General features: G+C 62.9%; 20 protein-coding genes. 6 read left to right on the top strand and 14 right to left on the bottom strand.

Annotated features, from left to right (window positions below; all coding sequences use genetic code 11):
• Positions 1-46: 46 nt before the first annotated feature.
• The 4 genes from araG to xylB all read right to left on the bottom strand — a co-directional run bounded on the left by araG (position 47) and on the right by xylB (position 5,228).
• Positions 47-1,555: an L-arabinose ABC transporter ATP-binding protein AraG gene (gene araG, locus C8D72_RS10000; protein ID WP_115854253.1), complete on the bottom strand. Its 1,509-nt coding sequence runs from the start codon at positions 1,553-1,555 to the stop codon at positions 47-49.
• Positions 1,556-1,575: 20 nt separating this feature from the next.
• Positions 1,576-2,571 (bottom strand): arabinose ABC transporter substrate-binding protein, encoded by a 996-nt coding sequence (locus C8D72_RS09995; protein ID WP_115854252.1) that lies wholly within the window; start codon positions 2,569-2,571, stop codon positions 1,576-1,578.
• Between the two features lie 373 nt (positions 2,572-2,944).
• A complete protein-coding gene (locus C8D72_RS09990; protein ID WP_115854251.1) occupies positions 2,945-4,369 on the bottom strand; it encodes a sugar porter family MFS transporter in 1,425 nt (474 codons plus the stop codon).
• 124 nt (positions 4,370-4,493) lie between these two features.
• Positions 4,494-5,228: a D-xylose 1-dehydrogenase gene (xylB, locus tag C8D72_RS09985; RefSeq protein WP_115854493.1), complete on the bottom strand. Its 735-nt coding sequence runs from the start codon at positions 5,226-5,228 to the stop codon at positions 4,494-4,496.
• Positions 5,229-5,460: 232 nt separating this feature from the next.
• Here xylB and C8D72_RS09980 point away from each other — a divergent pair, with 232 nt between their 5' ends.
• On the top strand, positions 5,461-6,660 hold the full coding sequence (locus C8D72_RS09980) for an ROK family transcriptional regulator (RefSeq protein ID WP_115854492.1): 1,200 nt from the start codon (positions 5,461-5,463) through the stop codon (positions 6,658-6,660).
• 128 nt (positions 6,661-6,788) lie between these two features.
• The gene (locus C8D72_RS09975; protein ID WP_115854250.1) at positions 6,789-7,037 is read left to right on the top strand and encodes a hypothetical protein; all 249 of its coding nucleotides are present in this window, start codon (positions 6,789-6,791) and stop codon (positions 7,035-7,037) included.
• 191 nt (positions 7,038-7,228) lie between these two features.
• Here the strand turns inward: C8D72_RS09975 and ppsA are convergent, their stop codons facing one another.
• The gene (gene ppsA, locus C8D72_RS09970) at positions 7,229-9,685 is read right to left on the bottom strand and encodes a phosphoenolpyruvate synthase (RefSeq protein ID WP_245955217.1); all 2,457 of its coding nucleotides are present in this window, start codon (positions 9,683-9,685) and stop codon (positions 7,229-7,231) included.
• Between the two features lie 458 nt (positions 9,686-10,143).
• Between ppsA and ppsR the strand changes: the two genes are divergently transcribed.
• Positions 10,144-10,965, top strand: coding sequence for a posphoenolpyruvate synthetase regulatory kinase/phosphorylase PpsR (gene ppsR / locus C8D72_RS09965; RefSeq protein WP_115854249.1), 822 nt, complete (start codon positions 10,144-10,146; stop codon positions 10,963-10,965).
• A gap of 93 nt (positions 10,966-11,058) precedes the next feature.
• Here the strand turns inward: ppsR and C8D72_RS09960 are convergent, their stop codons facing one another.
• Positions 11,059-12,021: a threo-3-hydroxy-L-aspartate ammonia-lyase gene (locus C8D72_RS09960; RefSeq protein ID WP_115854248.1), complete on the bottom strand. Its 963-nt coding sequence runs from the start codon at positions 12,019-12,021 to the stop codon at positions 11,059-11,061.
• Positions 12,022-12,291: 270 nt separating this feature from the next.
• On the opposite strand from C8D72_RS09960, the gene C8D72_RS09955 reads away from it, so the two are divergent.
• Both C8D72_RS09955 and C8D72_RS09950 read left to right on the top strand, forming a co-directional pair.
• The gene (locus C8D72_RS09955) at positions 12,292-13,275 is read left to right on the top strand and encodes an asparaginase (protein WP_115854247.1); all 984 of its coding nucleotides are present in this window, start codon (positions 12,292-12,294) and stop codon (positions 13,273-13,275) included.
• 92 nt (positions 13,276-13,367) lie between these two features.
• The gene (locus C8D72_RS09950) at positions 13,368-13,988 is read left to right on the top strand and encodes a LysE family translocator (RefSeq protein WP_245955216.1); all 621 of its coding nucleotides are present in this window, start codon (positions 13,368-13,370) and stop codon (positions 13,986-13,988) included.
• Here C8D72_RS09950 and C8D72_RS09945 read toward each other — a convergent pair.
• The 8 genes from C8D72_RS09945 to C8D72_RS09910 form a co-directional block, all read right to left on the bottom strand.
• Positions 13,897-14,766, bottom strand: a complete 870-nt coding sequence (locus tag C8D72_RS09945) for an AraC family transcriptional regulator (protein WP_115854246.1) — start codon at positions 14,764-14,766, stop codon at positions 13,897-13,899. The two genes, C8D72_RS09950 and C8D72_RS09945, sit on opposite strands and share 92 nt — an antisense overlap.
• A gap of 32 nt (positions 14,767-14,798) precedes the next feature.
• A complete protein-coding gene (locus C8D72_RS09940; RefSeq protein WP_211308826.1) occupies positions 14,799-15,728 on the bottom strand; it encodes a DNA/RNA non-specific endonuclease in 930 nt (309 codons plus the stop codon).
• 26 nt (positions 15,729-15,754) lie between these two features.
• Positions 15,755-17,344, bottom strand: a complete 1,590-nt coding sequence (locus C8D72_RS09935; protein WP_115854244.1) for a putative bifunctional diguanylate cyclase/phosphodiesterase — start codon at positions 17,342-17,344, stop codon at positions 15,755-15,757.
• A 221-nt stretch (positions 17,345-17,565) separates the two neighbouring features.
• A complete protein-coding gene (locus C8D72_RS09930; protein ID WP_115854243.1) occupies positions 17,566-17,763 on the bottom strand; it encodes a hypothetical protein in 198 nt (65 codons plus the stop codon).
• A 107-nt stretch (positions 17,764-17,870) separates the two neighbouring features.
• On the bottom strand, positions 17,871-18,005 hold the full coding sequence (locus C8D72_RS09925; protein WP_115854242.1) for a DUF2256 domain-containing protein: 135 nt from the start codon (positions 18,003-18,005) through the stop codon (positions 17,871-17,873).
• A gap of 10 nt (positions 18,006-18,015) precedes the next feature.
• Complete coding sequence (locus tag C8D72_RS09920) at positions 18,016-18,582, bottom strand: DUF6438 domain-containing protein (RefSeq protein WP_147301527.1); 567 nt, start codon at positions 18,580-18,582, stop codon at positions 18,016-18,018.
• Between the two features lie 71 nt (positions 18,583-18,653).
• Positions 18,654-19,247, bottom strand: a complete 594-nt coding sequence (locus C8D72_RS09915; protein WP_115854240.1) for a UbiX family flavin prenyltransferase — start codon at positions 19,245-19,247, stop codon at positions 18,654-18,656.
• Between the two features lie 71 nt (positions 19,248-19,318).
• Positions 19,319-20,287 (bottom strand): ribonuclease Z, encoded by a 969-nt coding sequence (locus tag C8D72_RS09910; protein WP_115854239.1) that lies wholly within the window; start codon positions 20,285-20,287, stop codon positions 19,319-19,321.
• A 97-nt stretch (positions 20,288-20,384) separates the two neighbouring features.
• Between C8D72_RS09910 and C8D72_RS09905 the strand changes: the two genes are divergently transcribed.
• Complete coding sequence (locus C8D72_RS09905) at positions 20,385-20,828, top strand: DUF4174 domain-containing protein (protein ID WP_115854489.1); 444 nt, start codon at positions 20,385-20,387, stop codon at positions 20,826-20,828.
• Positions 20,829-20,859 lie beyond the last annotated feature (31 nt).

Raw genomic sequence — 20,859 nt, 5'->3', positions numbered from 1 at the left:
AGACATCGTGTTGTTATTGCCTGTTTTATTGACCGTGCTCCCGGCATCAGGACGGCAGCGCCAGTCCCAGCAGCCGCTCGGGCGTGGCGGCGTCCCGGTCGACGATGTCGACCAGCGCCCCGCTGCGCATCACGCCGATACGGTCACAGATCGCGCTGACCTCGGTCAGATCGCTCGAAATCACCACCACGGCCTTGCCCTGATCGGCCAGGTCATACAGCAGGTTATAGATATCGCGCCGCGCCCCAACATCGATGCCACGGGTGGGCTCATCCATCACGAACAGCTCGATCTGCTCGGAGAGCCAGCGGGCCAGGATGACCTTTTGCTGATTGCCGCCGGAGAGCGTGCTGATGCGGGTACGCGGCCCCGGCGTGCGAATGCGCAGCTTGTCGATATAGTCGCGGGTGTTTTCAAGCTCGCGTTTGGGGTGACGCCAGAGGCCCATGCGCTTGAAAAAGCGCCGGCAGCTGATATTGAGATTGTCGGTGACGCTCGCCACCGGAAAGATGCCCTGCGACTTGCGATCCTCCGGACACATGGCAATGCCGGCCCGAATCGCCTCACCGGGGGAGCCAAACCGTCCGCTGCGGCCGTTGAAGTGGATCTCGCCGGCTTTTGGCGTCTCCACGCCGCACACCAGTCGCAGCAGCTCGCTGCGACCGGCGCCGACCAGCCCGAAAAACCCGAACACTTCCCCGCGGCGGACCTCAAAGCTGACCGGCGCCGTCAGACCGCGCCCTTCGAGCCCGTCCACCTTCAAAATGACATCGCCGGTGTCGCGGGTGCGATAGCCGTAGACGTCCTCGATATCGCGCCCGACCATCTCGCTGACCAGCTGGTCCTGCGACAGCCCCGCCATGGTGTCGTGGGTGCAGATATGGCGACCGTCCCGAAAGACCGTGACGGCGTCGCACATCTCGAACACCTCCTCCATGCGGTGGGTGACGTAGAGCACCACCCGGCCTTCATCGCGCAGTCGTTTGACGATGCGCTTGAGCTGGCGCGTCTCCTGTACCGACAGCGAGCTGGTCGGCTCGTCAAAGGCAATGATGCGGGCATCGCGCAACAGTGCCCGGCCGATCTCGATCATCTGCTGCTGACCGATCGAGAGATCGCGCACCTTGGTGGCCGGGTGCACGCTGCCCTCGCCCAGCTCCTCGAGAATGCCGAGCGCCCGTTCACGCAGGCGCTTTCGATTCACGATGCCGTAGTGCTGGGGCAGCTGCCCCAGCAGCAGGTTTTCCGCCACCGACAGATTGGGGGAGAGCGTCAGCTCCTGATAGATGATCGCAATGCCCTGGCGCAGCGCCTCACGGGCGTTGGCAAAGACGTGGCGCTCACCCCCGATCCATAGCGCACCGTCGGTGAGTCGGTTCACACCGCTCAATACCTTGAGCAGGGTCGATTTGCCGGCACCGTTTTCGCCCATCAGGGCGTGAACTTCACCGGCACGGGCGCTGAAGTTCACCCCGTCAAGCGCCCGGACCCCCGGGAACTCGACGGTGACGTTTTCCACCGACAGCCAGGGGTCGGTCTCGGTCACGCCGGGCATTGCAGTCGCTGTGGCCGAACTCACAGCTGGAGCTCCTCACGCACGCTTTCCCAGTTGTCCCGCGTCATCAGGGTGCCGGTGGTTTCGGTATTGGCCGGAGGCATTTCGTCCTCGGTGATCCACTGATAGAGGTTCTCGGCGCTCTGGCGACCGTGCATGGTCGAGCTGACCGCGACGGTGCCGTAGAAGCCGGTGGGCCTTTCCCGCGAGAACTCGGCAAAGGCCGCGCCCGAGCCGTTGATGCCCACGCCGATGACATCCTCGGGCGACAGCCCGTACTGTTCGCTGGCCCGCACGCCGCCCAGCACGCTCTCCTCGTTGAGGGCGTAGATCACCCAGTGATCGAATTTGCCGTACTTGGAAAACATCGGCGAGGCGGCCGAGAAGGCGCTGGTGGTATCGGTGTTCTGCTGCGGGGCGTCGATCACGTTGTCCTTGCTGAAGCCGGCATCCAGCAGTGCCTGGGTGGCGCCGTCGGTGCGCTCCCGCGCGGTCGGCAGCTCGTTGTTGGAGATGCGCAGCGCACCAGTATTTTCCATCTCCCAGCCGCGGCGCGCCATCTCCTCGGCGATGGCGTTGCCGACCTGCTGACCGATCTTGTAGCCCGACATGCCCAGGTGGGGCACGCCTTCCAGCGGCTCGCCGTCGCTGCCGACGAACTGATCGTCCACGGTGACAACCTTCATGCCGTACTGCTCCGCTCGATTGGCAATCGCCATGCCAAGGCGCACGTCCGGCGGGCAGATCACAAAGCCCTGCGCGCCCTGCGCGTGAAGGTTATCGATGGCACTAAGCACCTGCTGGCCGTCCTCACCGGCCAGGCGCACCACGCCAAAGCCCTGCTCCTGACCCAGCTCGCTGGCAGCGCGCTGCTCGTTGATAAACCAGGCCTGTTCGGGCTTTTTGACGATAAAGCCGATCTTGACGTTGTCATCGCTGCCATGGGCCATCCCCAGAGGCACCAGGGCCATGAGCGTGGTGGCAATGACGCGAGTAAAGGCAGGTAGCAGGGGCATCGTGCACTCCGGGCCCTTGTGGGGGCAGTTTGTTGTTCGTGGGTGCGCAAGGGCGACAGATCGCGCCACTGACACACCGGGATCAACATACGGGGCGACTTAAGCGACGACTAATGCGTCCTGTAACGCAAAGTGATACCCGATTGGCTATCGGTAACGAGCCGGGCCAGCAGGGATGGCACCTGTGGGCGACGCGCCTGATACGGGCGCTGAGACTAAAGTTACGCACCACTTTCGGGGCATCTGCGGGGCGGCACACTCGATATGAAACCCCCGTGTAGCAACGGCGCTGATGTTAAAAACAGATATCAAAAAAATCGCCCGGCACAATGGCCGGGCGACATGATGCAGACATCAAGAATGGATGGCGGTATCACTCATAGGCCATGTCTTCGAGCTCACGTCCCCGGGTTTCCTTGACCATTTTGAAGACGAAGAACACCGAGATCAGCGCAAAGAAGGCGTAGATGCCGTAGGCCCCGCCCAGGCCGATACCGGCCAGCATGATCGGGAAGGTCATGGTGATGCCGAAGTTGGCCAGCCACTGGAAAAGCCCCGCCACGGCCAGACCCGAACCGCGCATCTGATTGGGGAACATCTCGCCGAGCATGACCCACATGACCGGCCCCCAGGAGCCGTTGAAGAACATGACGTAAACGTTGGCCGCCAGCAGCGCCACGATGCCCATGTTATCGGACAGACGCAGCGAACCGTCGACGATCGCGGCGGTCGAGAAGGCATACGCCAGAATCGCCAGCGTGATGGTCATGCCCACCGACCCGACCCACAGGATCGGCTTGCGCCCGATCTTGTCGACCATTGCGATGGTGACCAGACAGGCCGCAATACTGACCGCGCCGCTGATGATGTTGATCAACAGCGCATCGCTTTCGGTAAAGCCCACCGACTGCCACAGCACCGCGCCGTAATAGAACACCACGTTGATGCCGACCAGTTGCTGGAACACGGCAAGGCCGATCCCCACCCAGACGATGCGATGTACGCGCCCGGTGGCGCCATTGACCAGATCGGACAGGCCGGGGGTGCGCTCACGGTGCAGGGAGGTACGAATGTCGCTCGCCTTCTGCTCTGCCTCGCTGTTCGGCATCAGGGTCTTGAGAACCTTGAGCGCCTTTTTGCCCTCGCCCTTGCTGATCAGAAAGCGCGGACTTTCCGGAATGCCCAGAAGCGCCAGAAAGAAGATGATCGCCGGAATCAGCTCCATCCAGAACATCCAGCGCCAGGCCTCAAAGCCACCCCAGAATTCGGCGGTCGAGGCACCGGCCACCCGCGCCAGCAGGTAGTTGCTCACAAACGCCATGAACAGACCGGTAATGATGGCGATCTGCTGAATGGTGGCCAGCCGGCCACGAATGGCAGACGGCGCCACCTCACTGATATAGGCCGGGGTCATGACGCTTGCCGCGCCCACCGCGATACCGCCAAGGATGCGATAGATGACGAACTCGAATGACCCTTCGGCCACCCCGGAGCCCCAGGCACTGACGATGAAAAACAGCGCGGCGACGATCAACAGCATCCGTCGACCGAAACGATCCGCCAGCCGGCCGGCAAAAAAGGCACCGCCGGCACAGCCCAGCAGCATCGAGGCCACATTGAAGCCGGTACCGGCCGCTTCGGAGTTGAAGGCGGCCTGCAGACCGTCCACGGTGCCATTGATGACACCGCTGTCAAAACCGAACAGAAAGCCGCCGAGGGCGGCAACGCAACAAATGATGAACACGTAGAACTGCTGTTTTCGGCCGTCCTCGTCCTGAACCGAAGTCTCTGATTGCATGGCGGTCACTCCTGGGGGTCTTGTTTTATTGAAACCGGTGTTTTATTGAGACCGGCTTTTTTGGAATGCTTTTTTGGAAAATCAGTGTTGAATGGAAGGTCGACTCCGGCCGGGTCTCGAATCGTTACAGCCAGCCGGCATCCACCCAGTAGTTGTGCGCCGTACAGCCCCCTGCCGCATCGGAGGCGAGAAAGAGCACCATGGCTGCGACATGATGCGGGTGCAGGCGCACCTTGAGCTTCTGTTCGGTCACGATCCGCGCCTCATCCTCGGGGGAGTGCCAGCGCGACTGACGCGGGGTTTTCACGTTGCCGGGAATGACGCAGTTAACCCGAATGCCGTCACCACCGAGTTCGGTGGCCAGCGCCCGGGTCAGCCCCTCGATGGCCGCCTTGGCGGTTTCGTAGAGCACCATGCCGGGCTCGCCCAGATGCCAGCTGATCGACCCCATGTTGATGATCGAGCCATGGCCCTGCGCCCGCATGCCGGCCGCAACGCCGCGGGCGGCCAGCGCCTGGTGACGCAGATTGATCGCCATGCGATCGTCCCAGTACTCGGGCGTGACCTCTTCCAGGGTGTGGCGATCGTCATTGGCGGCATTGTTGACCAGCACATCCACCGTGCCGATATCGACGAGCACCTGCTCGAGTGCCTTCGGGTCGGTGAGGTCGCAGCGGTGAAAGTGCACGTGCTCGCCCAGTGATGCTGCCAGCGCTTCGGCCTCATCGATGATGTCGAGAAAGTGGACCTCGCTGCCCTGCTCGGCGAAGGCGCGCACCATGCCCTCACCGATGCCGGAACCGCCGCCGGTCACGACCACGCGACGGCCTTTCAGATCGGGATAAATCGGGTGTGTCATGACATCATTTCCATAAGCATCCATTTAATTAAAACTTCTTACCAGGCAGTTTCCTCCTGCGCACGAAACACAGCCATTGGACATAGGTCGACGCACGACCATGGTCCAGGTCCGGATTGCCAGGCATCAGGGCGCGTTCAATGATAGAAGAGGGTGGCCATTGATTCGCACCATCGTATCGTTGGACGCCATCTGCCTGTCTGTTCGCTATCGCCACCCGGGATCCATCACCATGATTCGCTCGTCAGACCCACGCCCTGCCGGCGATCTCAACTCGCTGAAACAGCGCAACCGCCGGGCCATTCTTGACGCGCTGCGCCGCCGTCCCAACATGAGCCGCACCGACCTGGCCCGGGAAACCGGACTGACCAAGGTCACCGTGGGCAGCGCCGTGACCACCCTGCTGGAGAGCGGCTGGCTTGAGGAGGGAACACTTCAGCGCCGGCGCGGTGGCCGTCCGGGGCGTGAGCTCTCCCTGGATGAGCACCATCATCTGCTGGTGGGGGTGGAGGTCGGCGTCGATGAGCTCCGGCTGCTGGCCTGCACGCTCTCCGGGGTAACCCTTTCGCAGCGCTGTCTGCCGCGCGCCGGCACCACGCCTGACGACGCCGCCCGTCAGCTGGCCCATGAACTCATCGCCCTGCTCGACAGCGACGGCCTCGATGCGCGCCGGCTACTGGGCGTGGGCGTGGCGCTGCCGGGGCCGGTCATGCCGGGCGAGCCGCTGCTGGGGCTGGCACCCAACCTGGGCTGGCACCGGGTCAGGTTTCTGGATCTGCTGGCGCACCATCTACCGGCGCTGTCAGGCATCCGGCTGATGGACAACGAGTCCTCGCTGGCCGCCTTTGGCGAGCTCTATTTTGCCCATGACAGGGCGTCTGACTCGCTGCTGTTCGTCAGCGCCGATACCGGTATCGGCAGCGGTCTGGTGGAAAACGGCGCCCCCCCCCGCATCATTCGTGGCGTGCACGGGCTGGCCGGCGAAATCGGCCATACCCTGCTCGACCCTGACGGCACGCTGTGTCACTGCGGCAATCATGGCTGCGCCGAGACACTGGTCAGCGGCTGGCGCCTGCGACAGCAGCTTGGCATTGATGACGACAGGGATCTCGCCGACGCCGTGGCCGCCCTGCCTGAAAGGCAGACCGCGCCGGTCCTTGCGCGCGCCGGCCGCGCGCTGGGCATGCTGCTGCACAATCTGCACCACACGCTCAACCCGGCCGAGATCGTGATCGGCGGCACGCTGACCACCCTCGGCCCGGCGTTCATGACCCCGGCACTGGCGTACTTTGCCGAAAGCCAGCGCCGGCTGCTGCCCCAAGCGCCCCTGATCACCCCGCGCGTACTGACGCAAAGCCAGCTGACCCCGGCCCGGGGCGCGGCGGCACTGGTCATGGCCACCGCCCTGGCCGCTCTGGAAGTCTCGCCCTGAACTGACGTCCTTTACCGACTTTTCCCCAGCACCTCTGTCTTCCCCGGCCTTGGTCAGGTCGACGCATCGTCACGCGCGCTTTAACATTAAAATCTGATATATTCCCGGCCACGCCCCAGGAAGCCGTCATGTCCTTGATGAAGACTTTCAAATCCGGATTCATTGTGAAAGAGTTCGTTGCCACGTTTTGCACTTGCTTCACCGTCGCGGTCGTCGGTTCTCATTACGGGCTATTAAGCGAAAACAGCATCGAGCACGAGCTGTTTATGAGCGCATGGGTCGCCACCGCCGTTCAGATCATGAATATTCTTGGATATTATAAAAAGCAGCGGGCAAAAAAATGCCGGGAGAATGGCCATGAGTCGGGGCCGGCCTGACATTCGGATGCTCGCCGCCCCGCCTAGGAGCATCAATCCGATATGTGCATGCGGCCAACGATTTGGTAATCCCCGCCTTGATCTCTCTGCCCTCATGTATACGAGGGTTCCATACCTGACATGAAAAACCGCCCGACCCTTGCGGGCCGGACGGTCGATGACGTCATGCATCGTCCTGCGTGCTGATCGATTTACTTGTTGATCAGTGACGCCGGTGTGTCGTTGCCGGTCTGGCTTGCGCCACCGTTGCCCTGCTCGCCCAGCGCGATCCAGGTATTGATCACTGTGTCCGGATTGAGCGACAGACTGTCGATCCCCTCGCTCATCAGCCAGGCGGCAAAGTCGGGGTGATCCGACGGGCCCTGCCCGCAGATGCCGACGTACTTGCCCTGACGCTTGGCGGCGCGAATGGCCATCGACAGCAGCGCCAGGACGGCCTCGTTGCGCTCGTCGAACTGCTCGGAGACGGTGCCGGAGTCGCGATCCAGCCCCAGGGTGAGCTGGGTCATGTCGTTGGAGCCGATCGAGAAGCCATCGAAGTACTCAAGGAACTGATCGGCCAGCAGCGCGTTGGAGGGCAGCTCGCACATCATGATGACCTTGAGACCGTTCTCGCCGCGCTTGAGGCCCTGGGCTTCCAGCGTCTCGATCACTGCGCTGGCGTCTTTCAGCGTGCGCACGAACGGAATCATGATCTCGACGTTTTCAAGACCCATGACGTCGCGCACCCGCTTGACCGCCTGACACTCCAGCGCGAAGCAGTCACGGAAGTCCGGCGAGATGTAGCGGCCGGCACCGCGGAAGCCCAGCATCGGGTTTTCCTCGTGCGGCTCGTACTGCTCACCGCCCACCAGGTTGGCGTATTCGTTGGTCTTGAAGTCCGACAGGCGCACGATCACCCGCTTGGGCCAGAAAGCCGCGGCAAGCGTCGCCATCCCTTCGGTCAGACGAGCCACGTAGAACTCGACCGGATCACTGTAGCCGGCAATACGACTCTTGATTTCGGCCTGCAGCGCCGGCGTCTGGCGATCAAACTCCAGCAGCGCGCGCGGGTGGATGCCGATCATGCGGTTGATGATGAACTCCAGCCGCGCCAGACCCACGCCCTCGTTGGGCAGCGTGGCAAAGTCAAAGGCGCGGTCGGGGTTACCGACGTTCATCATCAGCTTGAGCGGCAGCTCCGGCAGATCATCGATGGCGGCGCTTTTGATCTCGAACTCCAGCTCGCCGTCGTAGATGTAGCCGGTATCGCCTTCGGCACACGACACGGTGACATGTGAAGTCGAGGTCAGACGCTCGGTGGCATCGCCACAGCCGACCACCGCCGGGATGCCCAGCTCACGGGCGATGATCGCCGCATGGCAGGTGCGTCCGCCGCGGTTGGTCACGATCGCCGCGGCACGCTTCATGATCGGCTCCCAGTCCGGGTCGGTCATGTCAGTGACCAGCACATCGCCGGGCGAGACTTCGTGCATCTGGCTGATGTCGGCAATGATCTTCACCGGGCCGGCACCGATGCGCTGACCGATGGCACGACCTTCGGCCACTACCGGACCGCGGGACTTGAGGTGGTAGCGCTCCATGACCTGCTTGCGCGAACGCACGGTTTCCGGACGCGCCTGCACGATCAAAAGCTCACCGGTATGGCCATCCTTGGCCCATTCGATGTCCATTGGGCGGCCATAGTGTTGCTCAATCAGCATCGCCTGACGGGCCAGCGCTTCAATCTCGTCATCGCTCAGGCAGAAGCGGTCCTGATCGGCAGCATCCACCGGCTCGATACGCACCTGCTTGCCGTGGGCGCGATCGTCGGCGTAGACCATGCGCTCGGCCTTGGTGCCCATGCTGCGGCGCACGACCGAGGGCCGATTGGCGGCAAGGGTGGGCTTGTGAACGTAGTACTCGTCCGGATTGACGGCGCCCTGCACCACCATCTCGCCCAGCCCCCAGGCGGCGGTGATGAACACGACCTGATCAAAGCCGGATTCGGTGTCGATGGTGAACATGACTCCCGAGGTGGCCAGATCCGAGCGCACCATGCGCTGCACGCCGGCGGACAGTGCCACGCCCTTGTGGTCATAGCCCTGGTGGACGCGGTAGGAGATGGCGCGGTCGTTGAACAGCGACGCGAACACGTGATGGATCGCCTCGCGCACGGCATCAAGGCCCTGCACGTTGAGAAAGGTTTCCTGCTGACCAGCGAAGGAGGCGTCCGGCATGTCCTCGGCGGTGGCCGAAGAGCGCACCGCAAAGGAGGCGTTCGGGTTGTCCCCGGCCAGCTGCTCATAGGCGGTAGCGATGGCGTCATCGAGCTCGGCCGTGAAGGGTGTATCGATCACCCACTGACGGATGCGCGTGCCGGCCGCCGACAGCGCCTGCGTATCGTCGATATCGGTCTCGTCGAGCAGAGCATGGATGCGATCATCCAGGCCGCTTTGCTCCAGAAAACGCCGCCACGCATCGGCGGTGGTCGCAAAGCCGTTGGGCACCTGGACCCCCAGGCTGGCCAGATGGCTGATCATCTCGCCCAGCGAGGCGTTCTTGCCTCCGACACGATTGACGTCGTGCATGCCGACCTGGTCATACCAGAGCACATTCAGGTCAGCGTCATTGGGGCGATTGTCATCTGTCACCATGCGATCACTCATTTTCGTCTCTCCCGGCAATCCTTTATCCACCAGAACCGAAGTTGCTGGCAGTGCCCTACCCAAAAGTAAACAACGTAAAAAAACGTCGCTCAGGGCGTGTCAATCCATCGCACGACCGAATAGAAACGACGTCTTTTAAAGCCTTTCTGTCATGTAACAGTCGAGCAGAGCGTAATCATTTTCTTCGACCTGCCATAGCCTTCATGACAAGTTTTAAGACCAGGAGCATTTTGAAAGACTACTACATGTTATTATCTTAAAGTCTTAAATAACACGCACAAACCTTTGAAATTATTGATTAAAGCGTCCCGAATAACGACACAAAAATTCACTACACTTTTTGTAGTGCCTGCGCAAATTTGACAAATAAGGTCGCAATGGGATTGCACTATTTTGACCGTTACCGTGGTTTAATGCCTGATAAACCGTGTCTTTTTATGCCGGGAAGAGAGACCCTTATGCCAAAAACAGTGTTTTATATTTCCGATGGCACGGCCATTACCATGGAAGTACTGGGACATGCCGTTCTCTCCCAGTTTGATACGGAATTTACCCAGCGTACCTGGCCGTTTGTCGACACCCGCGAGCGCGCCAACGAGATCCGTGAGCGCATCGACCGGATCTTTACCGACACCGGTGAGCGCCCCATCGTCTTTTACTCGATCGTCAGCGACGAGATCCGCCAGATCATTTTGTCGAGTCACGGGTTTTGCCATGACGTGATCGAATCCGTCATCGCCCCGCTCAGCGAAGAGCTCCAGATGGCGCCGCACCCGACACTGCACCGCACCCACGGCCTCAATCAGCGCAACGTGGCGCGCTATGACGAGCGCATCGCGGCGATCGACTACGCGCTGGCCCACGACGACGGCCTGTCGCTGCGCCATCTCGAGCAGGCGCAGGTGATCCTGATCGGCGTGTCGCGCTGCGGCAAAACACCCACCAGCCTCTATCTGGCGATGCAGTTCGGCCTGCGGGTGGCCAACTACCCCTTCATTGCCGATGACATGGACCGCCTGGCGCTGCCCCCGGCCCTGCGCGAGCAGCGCGGCAAGCTGTTCGGGCTGACCATCAACGCCGACCGGCTCGCCGCCATCCGCAACGAGCGGCGTAACGCCAGCACCTACGCCTCGCTGCGACAGTGCCGGCTGGAGCTCTCCGAGGTCGAGGCGCTGTATCGGCGGCTGCGCATCCCCTATCTGGACACCACCAACTACTCGGTCGAGGAAATTGCCACGCGATTGATGGACACGCTCGGCATCGACCGGCGCATTTTCTAGCGCGGCGTTCTATACGACGAATTGAAAGTGGACGGCCCGGGAGCGGGCCGTCGGAAGGTCGAGTGGTCAAAAGACCGGAGGGGGGGCAAAAGACTAAGAGGCCAGAAGACCGGCAAACCGCACCATGTCGACATTGCCACCGCTGATGATGACGCCGACGCGCTTGCCCTTGAGCTCATCCTTCATCTGCCGGGCCGCGGCAAGACCGAGACAGCCGGTCGGCTCGACCACCAGCTTCATGCGCTCGGCCATGAACGACATGCACTCAATGAGCTCGGCATCCGAGGCGGTCAGAATGTCGTCGACATCGCGCTGAATGATCGGAAAGGTGAGCTGGCCCAGATGCTGGGTCTGCGCGCCATCGGCGATGGTTTTGGGGGTATCGATATGAACGATCTGACCGCTGCGAAACGATTGCTGCCCGTCATTGCCCGCCTCGGGCTCGACGCCATAGATTTTGCACGCCGGCGACAGGGCCCGGGCTGCCAGCGCGCTGCCGGAGAGCAGGCCACCGCCGCCCAGGCACACGAACAGCACATCCAGCGTGCCGACGTCCTCGAAAAGCTCCTTCGCGGCCGTGCCCTGCCCGCTGATCACATCGAAGTGGTCATAGGGCGGAATCAGGGTCAGGCCATGCTTTTCGGCAAGATCGCGGCCAATCTGCTCACGATCTTCGGTGTAGCGGTCATAGAACACCACGTCAGCGCCATAGCCCTGGGTCGCGGCCACCTTGGCGGCCGGCGCGTCCTCGGGCATGACGATGGTCGCCGGAATGCCCTGAAGCCTGGCGGACAGCGCAATGGCCTGGGCATGGTTGCCGGAAGAGAACGCCACGACCCCGGCCTGCTTCTGCTCGGGGCTGAACCGTGAGAGTGCATTGAAGGCGCCCCGGAACTTGAAGGCGCCCATGCGCTGAAAGTTCTCGCATTTGAAAAACACCTGCGCGCCCATGGCCTCATCCAGGGTGCGCGAGGTCATCACCGGCGTGCGGTGGGCATGGCCCTGGATGCGCTCTGATGCGGCCACCACATCATCGAAGGTAGGTAAATGGTTCATGGGACGTCTCTCCTGATCGAGCAGCCGGGCCGCAAAAATGGATATCCGCGCCTTGTCAGCGCGACTGTCATCTAAAGCTTATCGTGGATAATATCGACGCCGCCCGCGGGGTCTCAGCGATATCGGACAATGCATGATGCCACATTCAGGGTCGAGATCGACTCGCAAGACCTTCCCGGCGGCATCAGGTCCAGAGACAGGGCATTGCCGCCTGACAGCAGCATCGACCCCGCCCTCCCTTTCATGGCTGGTCATTACGGAGCAGAGATCATGACACACCCCTCATCCGGCCAGGCGCGTCGCATCGTCGTGCTCGGCACCGGCGGCACCATTGCCGGTTCCTCCCCGCAGGCCGGCGCCAACCTTGGCTATACCGCCGGCACGGTGTCGGTCGACGACCTGCTCGGCGGCATTGCCGCCCCCGAAGGCTTTGCCCTGCACGCCGAGCAGGTCGCTCAGCTCGACAGCAAGGACATGGACACCGCGACCTGGCAGGCGCTGCATGAACGCTGCGAGTACTGGCTGGCCCACGAGGATGTCGCAGGTCTGGTGATCACGCACGGCACCGACACCGCCGAGGAGACGGCGTTTTTCCTGCACTCGGTGCTGTCATCGACCAGACCCATTGTACTGGCCTGCGCCATGCGCCCATCGACTGCCCTGATGCCGGACGGGCCGCAAAATCTGCGCGACGCGCTGGTCGTTGCGGCAACATCTGAGGCAACGGGTGTGACGGTGGTCTGTGCCGGCGAGATTCACGGCGCGATAGCGGTTCGCAAGACGCATCCCTATCGCCTGAACGCATTTGCCTCCGGTGACAGCGGCCCCATCGGTTACGTGGAGGAAGGTACGGTACGCCAGCTGCGCCCCTGGCCACGCCCGGAGAGCAGCGACCAGAACGCCCTGCCGGATGCCGAACACTGGCCCCGCGTCGAGATCGTGCTCAGTCATGCCGGTGCCAGCGGCGCGTTGATCGATACGCTGGTGCGGGAACGTCAAAGCGGCGTCGCCGCCCCGGTGGAAGGCCTCGTGCTGGGCGCGACGGGCAACGGTAGTCTGCATCGCAATCTCGAGCAGGCCGCCCAGCGCGCTCATGAGAGCGGCATTGAGGTGCGCGTGGCCGCACGCTGTGACGAAGGGCGACTGCTGCCAGCCCCCGATGCCGATTTTTCGGTCATGGCAGAGCTTTCGCCGGTGAAGGCCAGAATCGCGCTGGTGCTTGAGCTTTATCGCACTCGATACCACGCACGGTAGACCATCAGCGGCGAACAGCAGGCAATATTGTTCAATACATCGCCTCCGACGCCCGGCAGGCTTCAGGCACCATTTACGCCGGAGGCTCAGCCTTGTCCCCTGCCCTGCTTTTCTCCATGGCCGCCTTTGCGCTGGCCGCCTCGCTTACCCCCGGCCCGGTCAACATCGTGGCGCTGAGTACCGGGCTCAATCACGGCTTTAGACGAAGTCTGCGTCATATCACGGGTGCCAGCGTCGGCTTCACTCTGCTGCTGGTGCTGGTCGGGGTGGGGCTTCAGTCCCTGTTTCTGCACGTGCCCCTGGCCGGTGAGCTCCTGCGCTGGGCAGGCGTGGCCTTTCTGCTCTATATGGCCGCGATGCTGGTCAGGGCTTCGGGAAAGGAGGTAAACGCCACGCCCGTTGCGGCGCCCTCGTTTTATCAGGGCGCGCTGATGCAGTGGCTCAATCCCAAGGCGTGGGTGGCCTCCGCCGCAGCCGTCAGTGCCTATACCCGGGATGGCGTTCAGATGGTGGCGCTGACCGCCATTTTTTTCATTCTCTGCTATGCCAGCATCAGTGCCTGGGCGGCCATGGGGCACTGGCTGGGCGCACGATTGACCCAACCACGGCACCTGCGTCGGCTCAATCGAGCGATGGCGGCACTGCTGGTGGCCAGTGCGCTGGCCATGGGGCTGATGTCGAGCGGCGGTACTGCTCGGGCGTGGCCGCTGTGACACGCTTGAAGGTACGCTGAAAATGCGCCTGATCGGCAAAGCGGCAGACCAGCGCGGTCTCGGCGATATTCTCGCCGCGTTTGAGCGCGCGCTGGCCGCAGCGGATGCGACAGTCGATCAGAAAGGCGTGAGGCGTAATGCCGTAATCGCGCCGAAAGCCACGGATCAGGGTGAACCGCGAACACCCGGCGACGCGGGCCACCTGCTCGAGACTCACCGGCGAGAGACAGTGCTCGCGAATGAACGCCGCGGCCCGCGCCGTGGCCGCACTCTCATTAATCTCGATGGGTGGCACCGTTCCCAGCACATCGAGGGCCCGCCCGATTACGGGCTCGATCTCTCCGGGCGCCTGCGAGCCGTCCGAGTCAAACAGTCGAATGGCCAGGGCCGAGAGCGCCTGGTAGAGGGTCGGGTCGCGACTGACGCGCCGGGCCAGCGGTTGAAAGCCCCCCTGACCGCCACGCTGGCGCGTTGCCAGCCACTGCGGGTCGATATAGAGCATCAGATAGGACCAAGGGGTGTCATCACGCGGATTACAGGCGTGCACCTCGCCCGGATTCATCGCCACCACGCTGCCTTTTGATACCGGCATGACATGCTCGCGCCTGTCATGACAGGACTCGTAGTGGCTCTGCCCTTCCAACACAACCCCCAGCGACAGGGTGTCATGACTATGGCGGGCGTAGCGCACCGCCCGGGCGTCACGGGTCAGACGCGCTTCCAGCCACGGCAGATCCGGGTGACGCCAGAACTGCATGTGGTGAGAGGTACGTGCCATCAGGGTTTATCCGAGTGCTGGTCCGGCATCCGTTATACCCGAATATCTTCCGGCCCGCGTATCTCGGTCTCGATGCGCACGCCGGTGTCGCGCTCCTCGTTGGTGAAGCCGTCAAACTCGCTCAGATCACCAAAATCCAGCCCGGTCAGCGCCTCGATACGCGCGATGCTGCGCTGGTAGGTGCGGTACTGGCCGAACATGAAGCCGAGCTGATCCAGCCCGTCACCCTGTTCGATCATGTAGGCCGTTGCCGAGGGCCGACCGTCATCCCCCATGAAGGCCACCACCTTCCAGTAAGCCTCGGGGATCTGAATGCCGCGGTAGACGCGATCATCCGGATCAAAAATGGGCCCGGAGAAGACCGTGATGCGCTGACGGTCGGCGCGGGCGTTGTCCAGCAGGTAGTCTTCAAGGCCCAGCCAGGTCTGCTGGTTGAACCCCGCCAGCTGCGGCGTGGCGTTGGTGAAATAAAAGGTGTCGTCATTGGCCTGCTGAGCGTTCTCGCCCCAGTTGGGCGCGGTGCGACGCACCAGATGGCCGCGGTCCAGCGGGTTGCGGCTGTAGAGGTCGGGGCCGGCCTGCAGGTCGCGATCGATGCGCGGGTCATACCGCCAGTGATCACTGCCGCGGCTGATGCTGACCAGCGCACTGCCGTCGATATTGACGGCGGTGAACAGGGCGAGCTTGCGGCTGCGCGACATCACCAGCGAAAAGTGGGTGTAATCGAGCCGGCCATCCTCGCGCCCGGGCACCGGCGTGACGTCCTCGGCCAGCGCGTTTGTCGGCACGGGCAATGCCACCGCCATGTCGGCCAGAAAGTTGGCGTCATAACCGTCGCGCTCGGCCAGCTCGTCCACCGTGGCGGCCCGGGCCGTGGGCGGCTCGGCCAGCGCCGTGGCGGGCGGATCCACCAGACGGCGCATGTCGCGAAGACCGGGGCGGTCACTTTTCGGGGCAGTCATGGGCATCTCCTGAATGGGGAATGCCTTCAGCCTGGCAGATTCGAGGCGGCCAGAGGGGCACTGGTCGAACTGACAAGGCTGTCATGCAGCGCCGACGCCGGCATTGGTCGGCCGAAGAGATAGCCCTGCCCGAAATGGCAACCCTGCTGCGCCAGACGCGCGGCCAGCCGCTCCTCTTCGATGCCCTCGGCCACGACCGCCATGCCCAGCGAGCGACCCATGGCGATCATCAAACGGACCAGATTATCCTGGCGGATCTCTTCGGCATCGAAAAAGGAGCGGTCGATCTTGAGCTTGTCGATATCCAGTCGGGCGAGGTGGTAAAGCCCCGAATAGCCGGTCCCGAAGTCATCCAGCGACACGTGCACGCCCATCTCGTGCAGACGACTCAGGTTCTGCTGGACGACGTCCAGGCGCTCGATCAGCACGTTTTCGGTAATCTCGACTTCAAGACGCTCGGCCGGAAACGCATGCGCTTCAAGCAGTGCGGCCATCTGCGCCGTAAAGCTTTCATCTTCCAGATAGGAGGCCGTGATATTGACCGCGAGAAAGCACGCGCCGGGCCATTGGCGGCTATCACGCATCGCAGTGTCCAGAAGACAGCGGGTCATTTCCGGCATCAGGCCCAGCGATTCGATCAGCGGGATGAACTCATCGGGCGGGACCAGACCGCGCTCGGGATGCTGCCAGCGGGCCAGAATCTCGACGCCCACCGTCTCTCGGTTCGAAAGGGACACCACCGGCTGATAAAAGGGCACGATCTCGCCATGATCCAGCGCCTGGCGCAGGCGCTGCGCGCGCCCGGCATCCTCCTGCTGCGCCTGTGACAGGCAGCTTTCCTGAATCAATATCCGCTCGCCCCTGTTTCTGGCGTCATGCATGGCGCCGTAGGCCGCGGCGAGCAGCCGATCCGCCGAGGTGGCATGCAGTGGCGCAATGGCAATGCCGATCGTGGCTTCCAGCGTCACGCGCCCACTGCCGCAGACCAGTGGCTGCTGCACCTGGCGAAGCAGCGCCTGTGCCTGATCGAGAAGGTCCCGTGGACTCAGCGCGCCGGTCAGGGCGACCACGAACTCGTCCCCCCCCGGGCGCCCCAGTAACGGGTCACCCACGGCCCGGACACTGTTCAGCCGCCCGGCAATACGGCGCAGGGCGTAGTCCCCGGCCGTGTTGCCGTAGGCGTCGTTAATGGCCTGAAAGGCATTGATATCGATAACCAGCAGTGCGGTCTGCTCCAGCTGTGGGTCCAGCCGGGCATGCAGCCGGGCCATGAACCAGGGGCGGTTCATCAGGCCGGTCAGGGCATCCTGCTGGGCCAGATGATTGCTGCGCGCCCGGGCGGCCAACAGCTGTCGGTAGCGATGACGCAGGCGCCAGGTCAGTCGCAGGGATAAAAGACCCGGTATCACCATGGCAATGGCAGCGAAAGCGGTACAGGTCAGAATAAAGCGCCAGCGCGAGGCGTTATCAAGATCCGGAGGCGTGCCCCAGTTCATGAACCGAAAGACATGGGCTTCCAGCCAGAATACCCAGACCAGAGCAATCAGAAAGAGGGTCACAAGTGTCGCAGCAAAGAGCGTAAGCCCCTGGCGCAGGAGATAACCTTTGGTTCGCATGGGAGGAAATACCAGAAGTCGCGAGCGCTGACTGACAGCAAATTGTTAAGGAACAACTAATGCTATGACAGGCATATCGGCCGCTACTTTAAACTTCTATAACGTATGTTCATATTGTTAGCTAGGAATTTGCGCTTTTTAATCCAGCGGCTTCTTGAGGCAGGAAACCGCGCCAGATACGTACCGGCGCCGGTTTTGATCGAGGAAGGATCGGGGGATGATCAGGCCCTTGAGAGCCGATTGATCTGGCCGCGCATGCGCTCTCGCAGAGTGGGCGCCGCCAGCCGGTGCAGATCGTGCGGGGTACAGCGAAGGACCCGGCCATGCATCCTGACCAGGCAGTCGCTGCCGTCAACGCAGACCGGATGAATATCGCGCTGTACCAGTCTTTCCATTTCCTGTGACGTCAGACCCAGCATGAGCATTACTCCGTGACCGTGAATGGCAGCTGTTAGGCGCAGCATGGCGAGCCTGGATGTCATCACGATGACGCATTGATAACAGTGTCATGACCTTGATCACCGTCTCATGTCTTCGAGCGCCGACAGCGCTCGGAGCAGTAGGTTACCGAGTCCCAGTTGCGCGCCCATTTCTTGCGCCACGTAAAGGGTCGGCTGCACACCGGACAGGTTTTGGTCGGCAGGTCGGACTTCTTTCGCATCAGTCTTGCATCAGTGATGACGTGGCCGGCCGGACAGCGGTGCCATCGAGGGCGTGCCGACCCAGCTCGCCACCCCCAGCGCGTCCGGAATTTCTTCATCGAACAGGCGCGTCAGCGACAGCGCACTGGCCGAGCGACAGCCACCATCGTGCAGAAGTCGTGCCTGGCGTCCGTCGCGTCCGGTCCAGGTGACGGTGTAGTGCGACATGTCCGTGATACGCGGGCCACAGCCGGTGGATTCGCGCTGCTGATTCATGACCGGTTGCCAGGGCGCGAGCGTGCGGCGCAGCTGGGTGAACGCTTGCTCGCCGTTCTGGCGCGCCTGCCGGCCGTAAACCTGCGTGTGCTGCCGACCGATGAAGGTGGTGGTGCCGTCGGGAAGTACCTCGATGGAATAGACCGGGCAGTCACCGTGACAGGGGCCGACATCGTAGCGAATGCTGGCCAGATCACCGGCGACCGGCAACGCCCGGGTGCCGCTGCGATCAGGCGTTTGAGCGTGACCGCCACTGCCGGCACAGCCCGCCAGCAATAGTACAGCGCCTGCCAGCAGACCGGATGGAAGAAACGATGTCATGGGCAACTCCCTGCAGATGGGGTCACGGGCCCGGCCTGTCTGGCGAGGCGGCATGCTTCCAGCATAGACCGTTACGCCGGGGCTTTACCCGGCGGATGGAGGTTTTCTCCCCAGCGCGGCATGCCGTCGATCTCGATATCGAACAGATCAAGGGCGCGCGCCACGCTGTGATCGACCATCTCCTCGAGCGTGGCCGGCCGGGCATAGAAGGCCGGCACCGGCGGAAACAGGATGGCGCCCATCTCGGTCAGGGTGGTCATGGTGCGCAGATGCCCCAGATGCAGCGGCGTTTCCCGCAGCATCAGCACCAGTCGACGGCGCTCCTTGAGCACCACATCGGCGGCGCGCGAGACCAGATTGGTGGTGGTGCCGGCGGCGATTTCCGACATGGTCTTCACCGAGCAGGGCGCCACCAGCATACCCAGCGTGCGAAAGGAGCCGGAGGCCAGTGAAGCGCCGATATCGCCGACCGGGTGAACCTCATCGGCCATCTCGAACAGTTGCTCGCGGCTGATGCCGGTCTCGTAGCGCCGGGTCAGCTCGGCAGACTTGGAGACCACCAGATGGGTCTCGATATCCAGCGGCCTGAGCAGTTCCAGGGCGCGAGCGCCGTACACAAAGCCGGTCGCACCGGTAATGGCAATGATCAGACGGCGGCGGGTCATCAGGGCTCCCTGGGGTCATGAAAGAGCGTCATTAGAAAACGCGTGAGTGCCCATTGTAGCCGGGCGCGGCGTCATTCACATCGCTGCAGCGTGTGATCGCGCGACAGCTCATAAACAGCCAGATCCTCGGCCAGCATCAGCGTGCCGGTAAAGTGGGCGCGCGCCTCGTGTTCGATCTCGTCGATGTGATGCGCCCCGCCGGGGCGGCTGGCGTAGCGCGGGCTGAAATGCGTCAGGATCAGCGCGCCAGGCCCCGCCCTTTCGGCAAAGGCCGCAATGCGCGCGGCGCTGCTGTGGCCATTGTCCGTGCCCAGCCGCTTGACCACCGCCTCGGTATAGGTCGCCTCATGGACCAGCGCGTCCGCCCCCTGACAGATGTCTGTCAGAAGAGCGGGCGTATCGTTGTCGCCGGCCACCACCAGTCGCCGCGGGGTGCGTGGGGACAGGCGATAGTCGGCGCCGCAGAGGTATCGCCCCTGATCATCGATCACCGTCTCGCCACGCTGAAGCTGCCCCCAGATCAGACCCGGTGGCACGCCTTCGGCCGCCAGCCGAGCGGTGTCCAGCGAGGCCTCGACATGGCGCTCATCAAAGGCGTAGGCGTAACACTCAACGCCGTGGGAGAGCCGTGTGGCGCGCACGGCAAGATCAGTCAGCGTCAATGGCTCATTTACCAGCGTGGCCGCATCAACGTGAATCAGCTCAAAACCGAGCTGCAGTCCGGTGGCGGCCTTCACCGCCTCGAGATAGTCGCGCACCGCCGGTGGCCCCACGATGGTCATCGCAGCCCGACGCCCGGCCATCGACGCGCTGGCCAAAAGCCCCGGCAGGCCGTAGCAGTGATCACCGTGGATATGGGTAATCAATACGGCGTCGAGGCGCGCCACGCTCAGGGGCGTGTGCATCAATTGATACTGGGTGCCTTCACCACAGTCGATGAGTATCCAGCGTCGCTGCCCCTCAAACGTGAGCGCCAGTGCGCTGACATGGCGGGTTCGGGTCGGCATGCCGGCCGAGGTGCCCAGAAAGCGCAGCTGCATGAGAAACCTCTCGGTATTAAGCAGGGTGTGGTGATGATCATCATGTCAAAGGCTATGCTGGGAAAGCATGAAAGACAGTCTGACCAGGGAGCAGATCATGAAACACTGGCTCATACCGGCGCTTTTGGCCGCCGGATTGACAGACGGCGGCGCACAGGCCGGCGAGAGCAACCCGGCCGCCAACCCGCTGCTGGCCGACAAGTGGCAGTCCCGCCCGCTGGTCATGGTGACACCGAGTACCGACAACAGCGACTATGAGCGCATGCGCGGCATTATCGAGACGCAGCGTGGCGCCTTCAACGACCGGGAGATGGTGCTCTACACCGTCGAAAACGGCGACGGCATGAAAGAGGGCCAGCCCCTGACGGCCGCCGAAACCGGCGCCCTGCTCTCCTCACTGGACCTGAACGCCCACGGGCCGCTGACCACGGTGCTCATCGGCAAGGATGGTGGCAAGAAGGTCCAGCAGGAGGGCTTTGTCGACCCGCGCCAGCTCTTCGATACCGTCGATAACATGCCGATGCGCCGCGCGCGTCAGTAGGCAATCGCCAGGCCATCAGCCCGGGAGGGTC

Source organism: Kushneria indalinina DSM 14324 (assembly GCF_003385845.1).
Taxonomy (GTDB): domain Bacteria; phylum Pseudomonadota; class Gammaproteobacteria; order Pseudomonadales; family Halomonadaceae; genus Kushneria; species Kushneria indalinina.
The sequence above is the reverse complement of the archived record's forward strand: the minus strand, read 5'-3'. Positions and strand labels throughout refer to the sequence as shown.

What these genes read in the sequence shown, in the direction of transcription:
- araG (WP_115854253.1), bottom strand. Translation starts at nt 1,555, where the DNA reads ATGCCCGGCGTGACCGAGACCGACCCCTGGCTGTCGGTGGAAAACGTC.
- C8D72_RS09995 (WP_115854252.1), bottom strand. Translation starts at nt 2,571, where the DNA reads ATGCCCCTGCTACCTGCCTTTACTCGCGTCATTGCCACCACGCTCATG.
- C8D72_RS09990 (WP_115854251.1), bottom strand. Translation starts at nt 4,369, where the DNA reads ATGCAATCAGAGACTTCGGTTCAGGACGAGGACGGCCGAAAACAGCAG.
- xylB (WP_115854493.1), bottom strand. Translation starts at nt 5,228, where the DNA reads ATGACACACCCGATTTATCCCGATCTGAAAGGCCGTCGCGTGGTCGTG.
- C8D72_RS09980 (WP_115854492.1), top strand. Translation starts at nt 5,461, where the DNA reads ATGATTCGCTCGTCAGACCCACGCCCTGCCGGCGATCTCAACTCGCTG.
- C8D72_RS09975 (WP_115854250.1), top strand. Translation starts at nt 6,789, where the DNA reads ATGTCCTTGATGAAGACTTTCAAATCCGGATTCATTGTGAAAGAGTTC.
- ppsA (WP_245955217.1), bottom strand. Translation starts at nt 9,685, where the DNA reads ATGAGTGATCGCATGGTGACAGATGACAATCGCCCCAATGACGCTGAC.
- ppsR (WP_115854249.1), top strand. Translation starts at nt 10,144, where the DNA reads ATGCCAAAAACAGTGTTTTATATTTCCGATGGCACGGCCATTACCATG.
- C8D72_RS09960 (WP_115854248.1), bottom strand. Translation starts at nt 12,021, where the DNA reads ATGAACCATTTACCTACCTTCGATGATGTGGTGGCCGCATCAGAGCGC.
- C8D72_RS09955 (WP_115854247.1), top strand. Translation starts at nt 12,292, where the DNA reads ATGACACACCCCTCATCCGGCCAGGCGCGTCGCATCGTCGTGCTCGGC.
- C8D72_RS09945 (WP_115854246.1), bottom strand. Translation starts at nt 14,766, where the DNA reads ATGGCACGTACCTCTCACCACATGCAGTTCTGGCGTCACCCGGATCTG.
- C8D72_RS09940 (WP_211308826.1), bottom strand. Translation starts at nt 15,728, where the DNA reads ATGACTGCCCCGAAAAGTGACCGCCCCGGTCTTCGCGACATGCGCCGT.
- C8D72_RS09935 (WP_115854244.1), bottom strand. Translation starts at nt 17,344, where the DNA reads ATGCGAACCAAAGGTTATCTCCTGCGCCAGGGGCTTACGCTCTTTGCT.
- C8D72_RS09930 (WP_115854243.1), bottom strand. Translation starts at nt 17,763, where the DNA reads ATGCTGGGTCTGACGTCACAGGAAATGGAAAGACTGGTACAGCGCGAT.
- C8D72_RS09925 (WP_115854242.1), bottom strand. Translation starts at nt 18,005, where the DNA reads ATGCGAAAGAAGTCCGACCTGCCGACCAAAACCTGTCCGGTGTGCAGC.
- C8D72_RS09920 (WP_147301527.1), bottom strand. Translation starts at nt 18,582, where the DNA reads ATGACATCGTTTCTTCCATCCGGTCTGCTGGCAGGCGCTGTACTATTG.
- C8D72_RS09915 (WP_115854240.1), bottom strand. Translation starts at nt 19,247, where the DNA reads ATGACCCGCCGCCGTCTGATCATTGCCATTACCGGTGCGACCGGCTTT.
- C8D72_RS09910 (WP_115854239.1), bottom strand. Translation starts at nt 20,287, where the DNA reads ATGCAGCTGCGCTTTCTGGGCACCTCGGCCGGCATGCCGACCCGAACC.
- C8D72_RS09905 (WP_115854489.1), top strand. Translation starts at nt 20,385, where the DNA reads ATGAAACACTGGCTCATACCGGCGCTTTTGGCCGCCGGATTGACAGAC.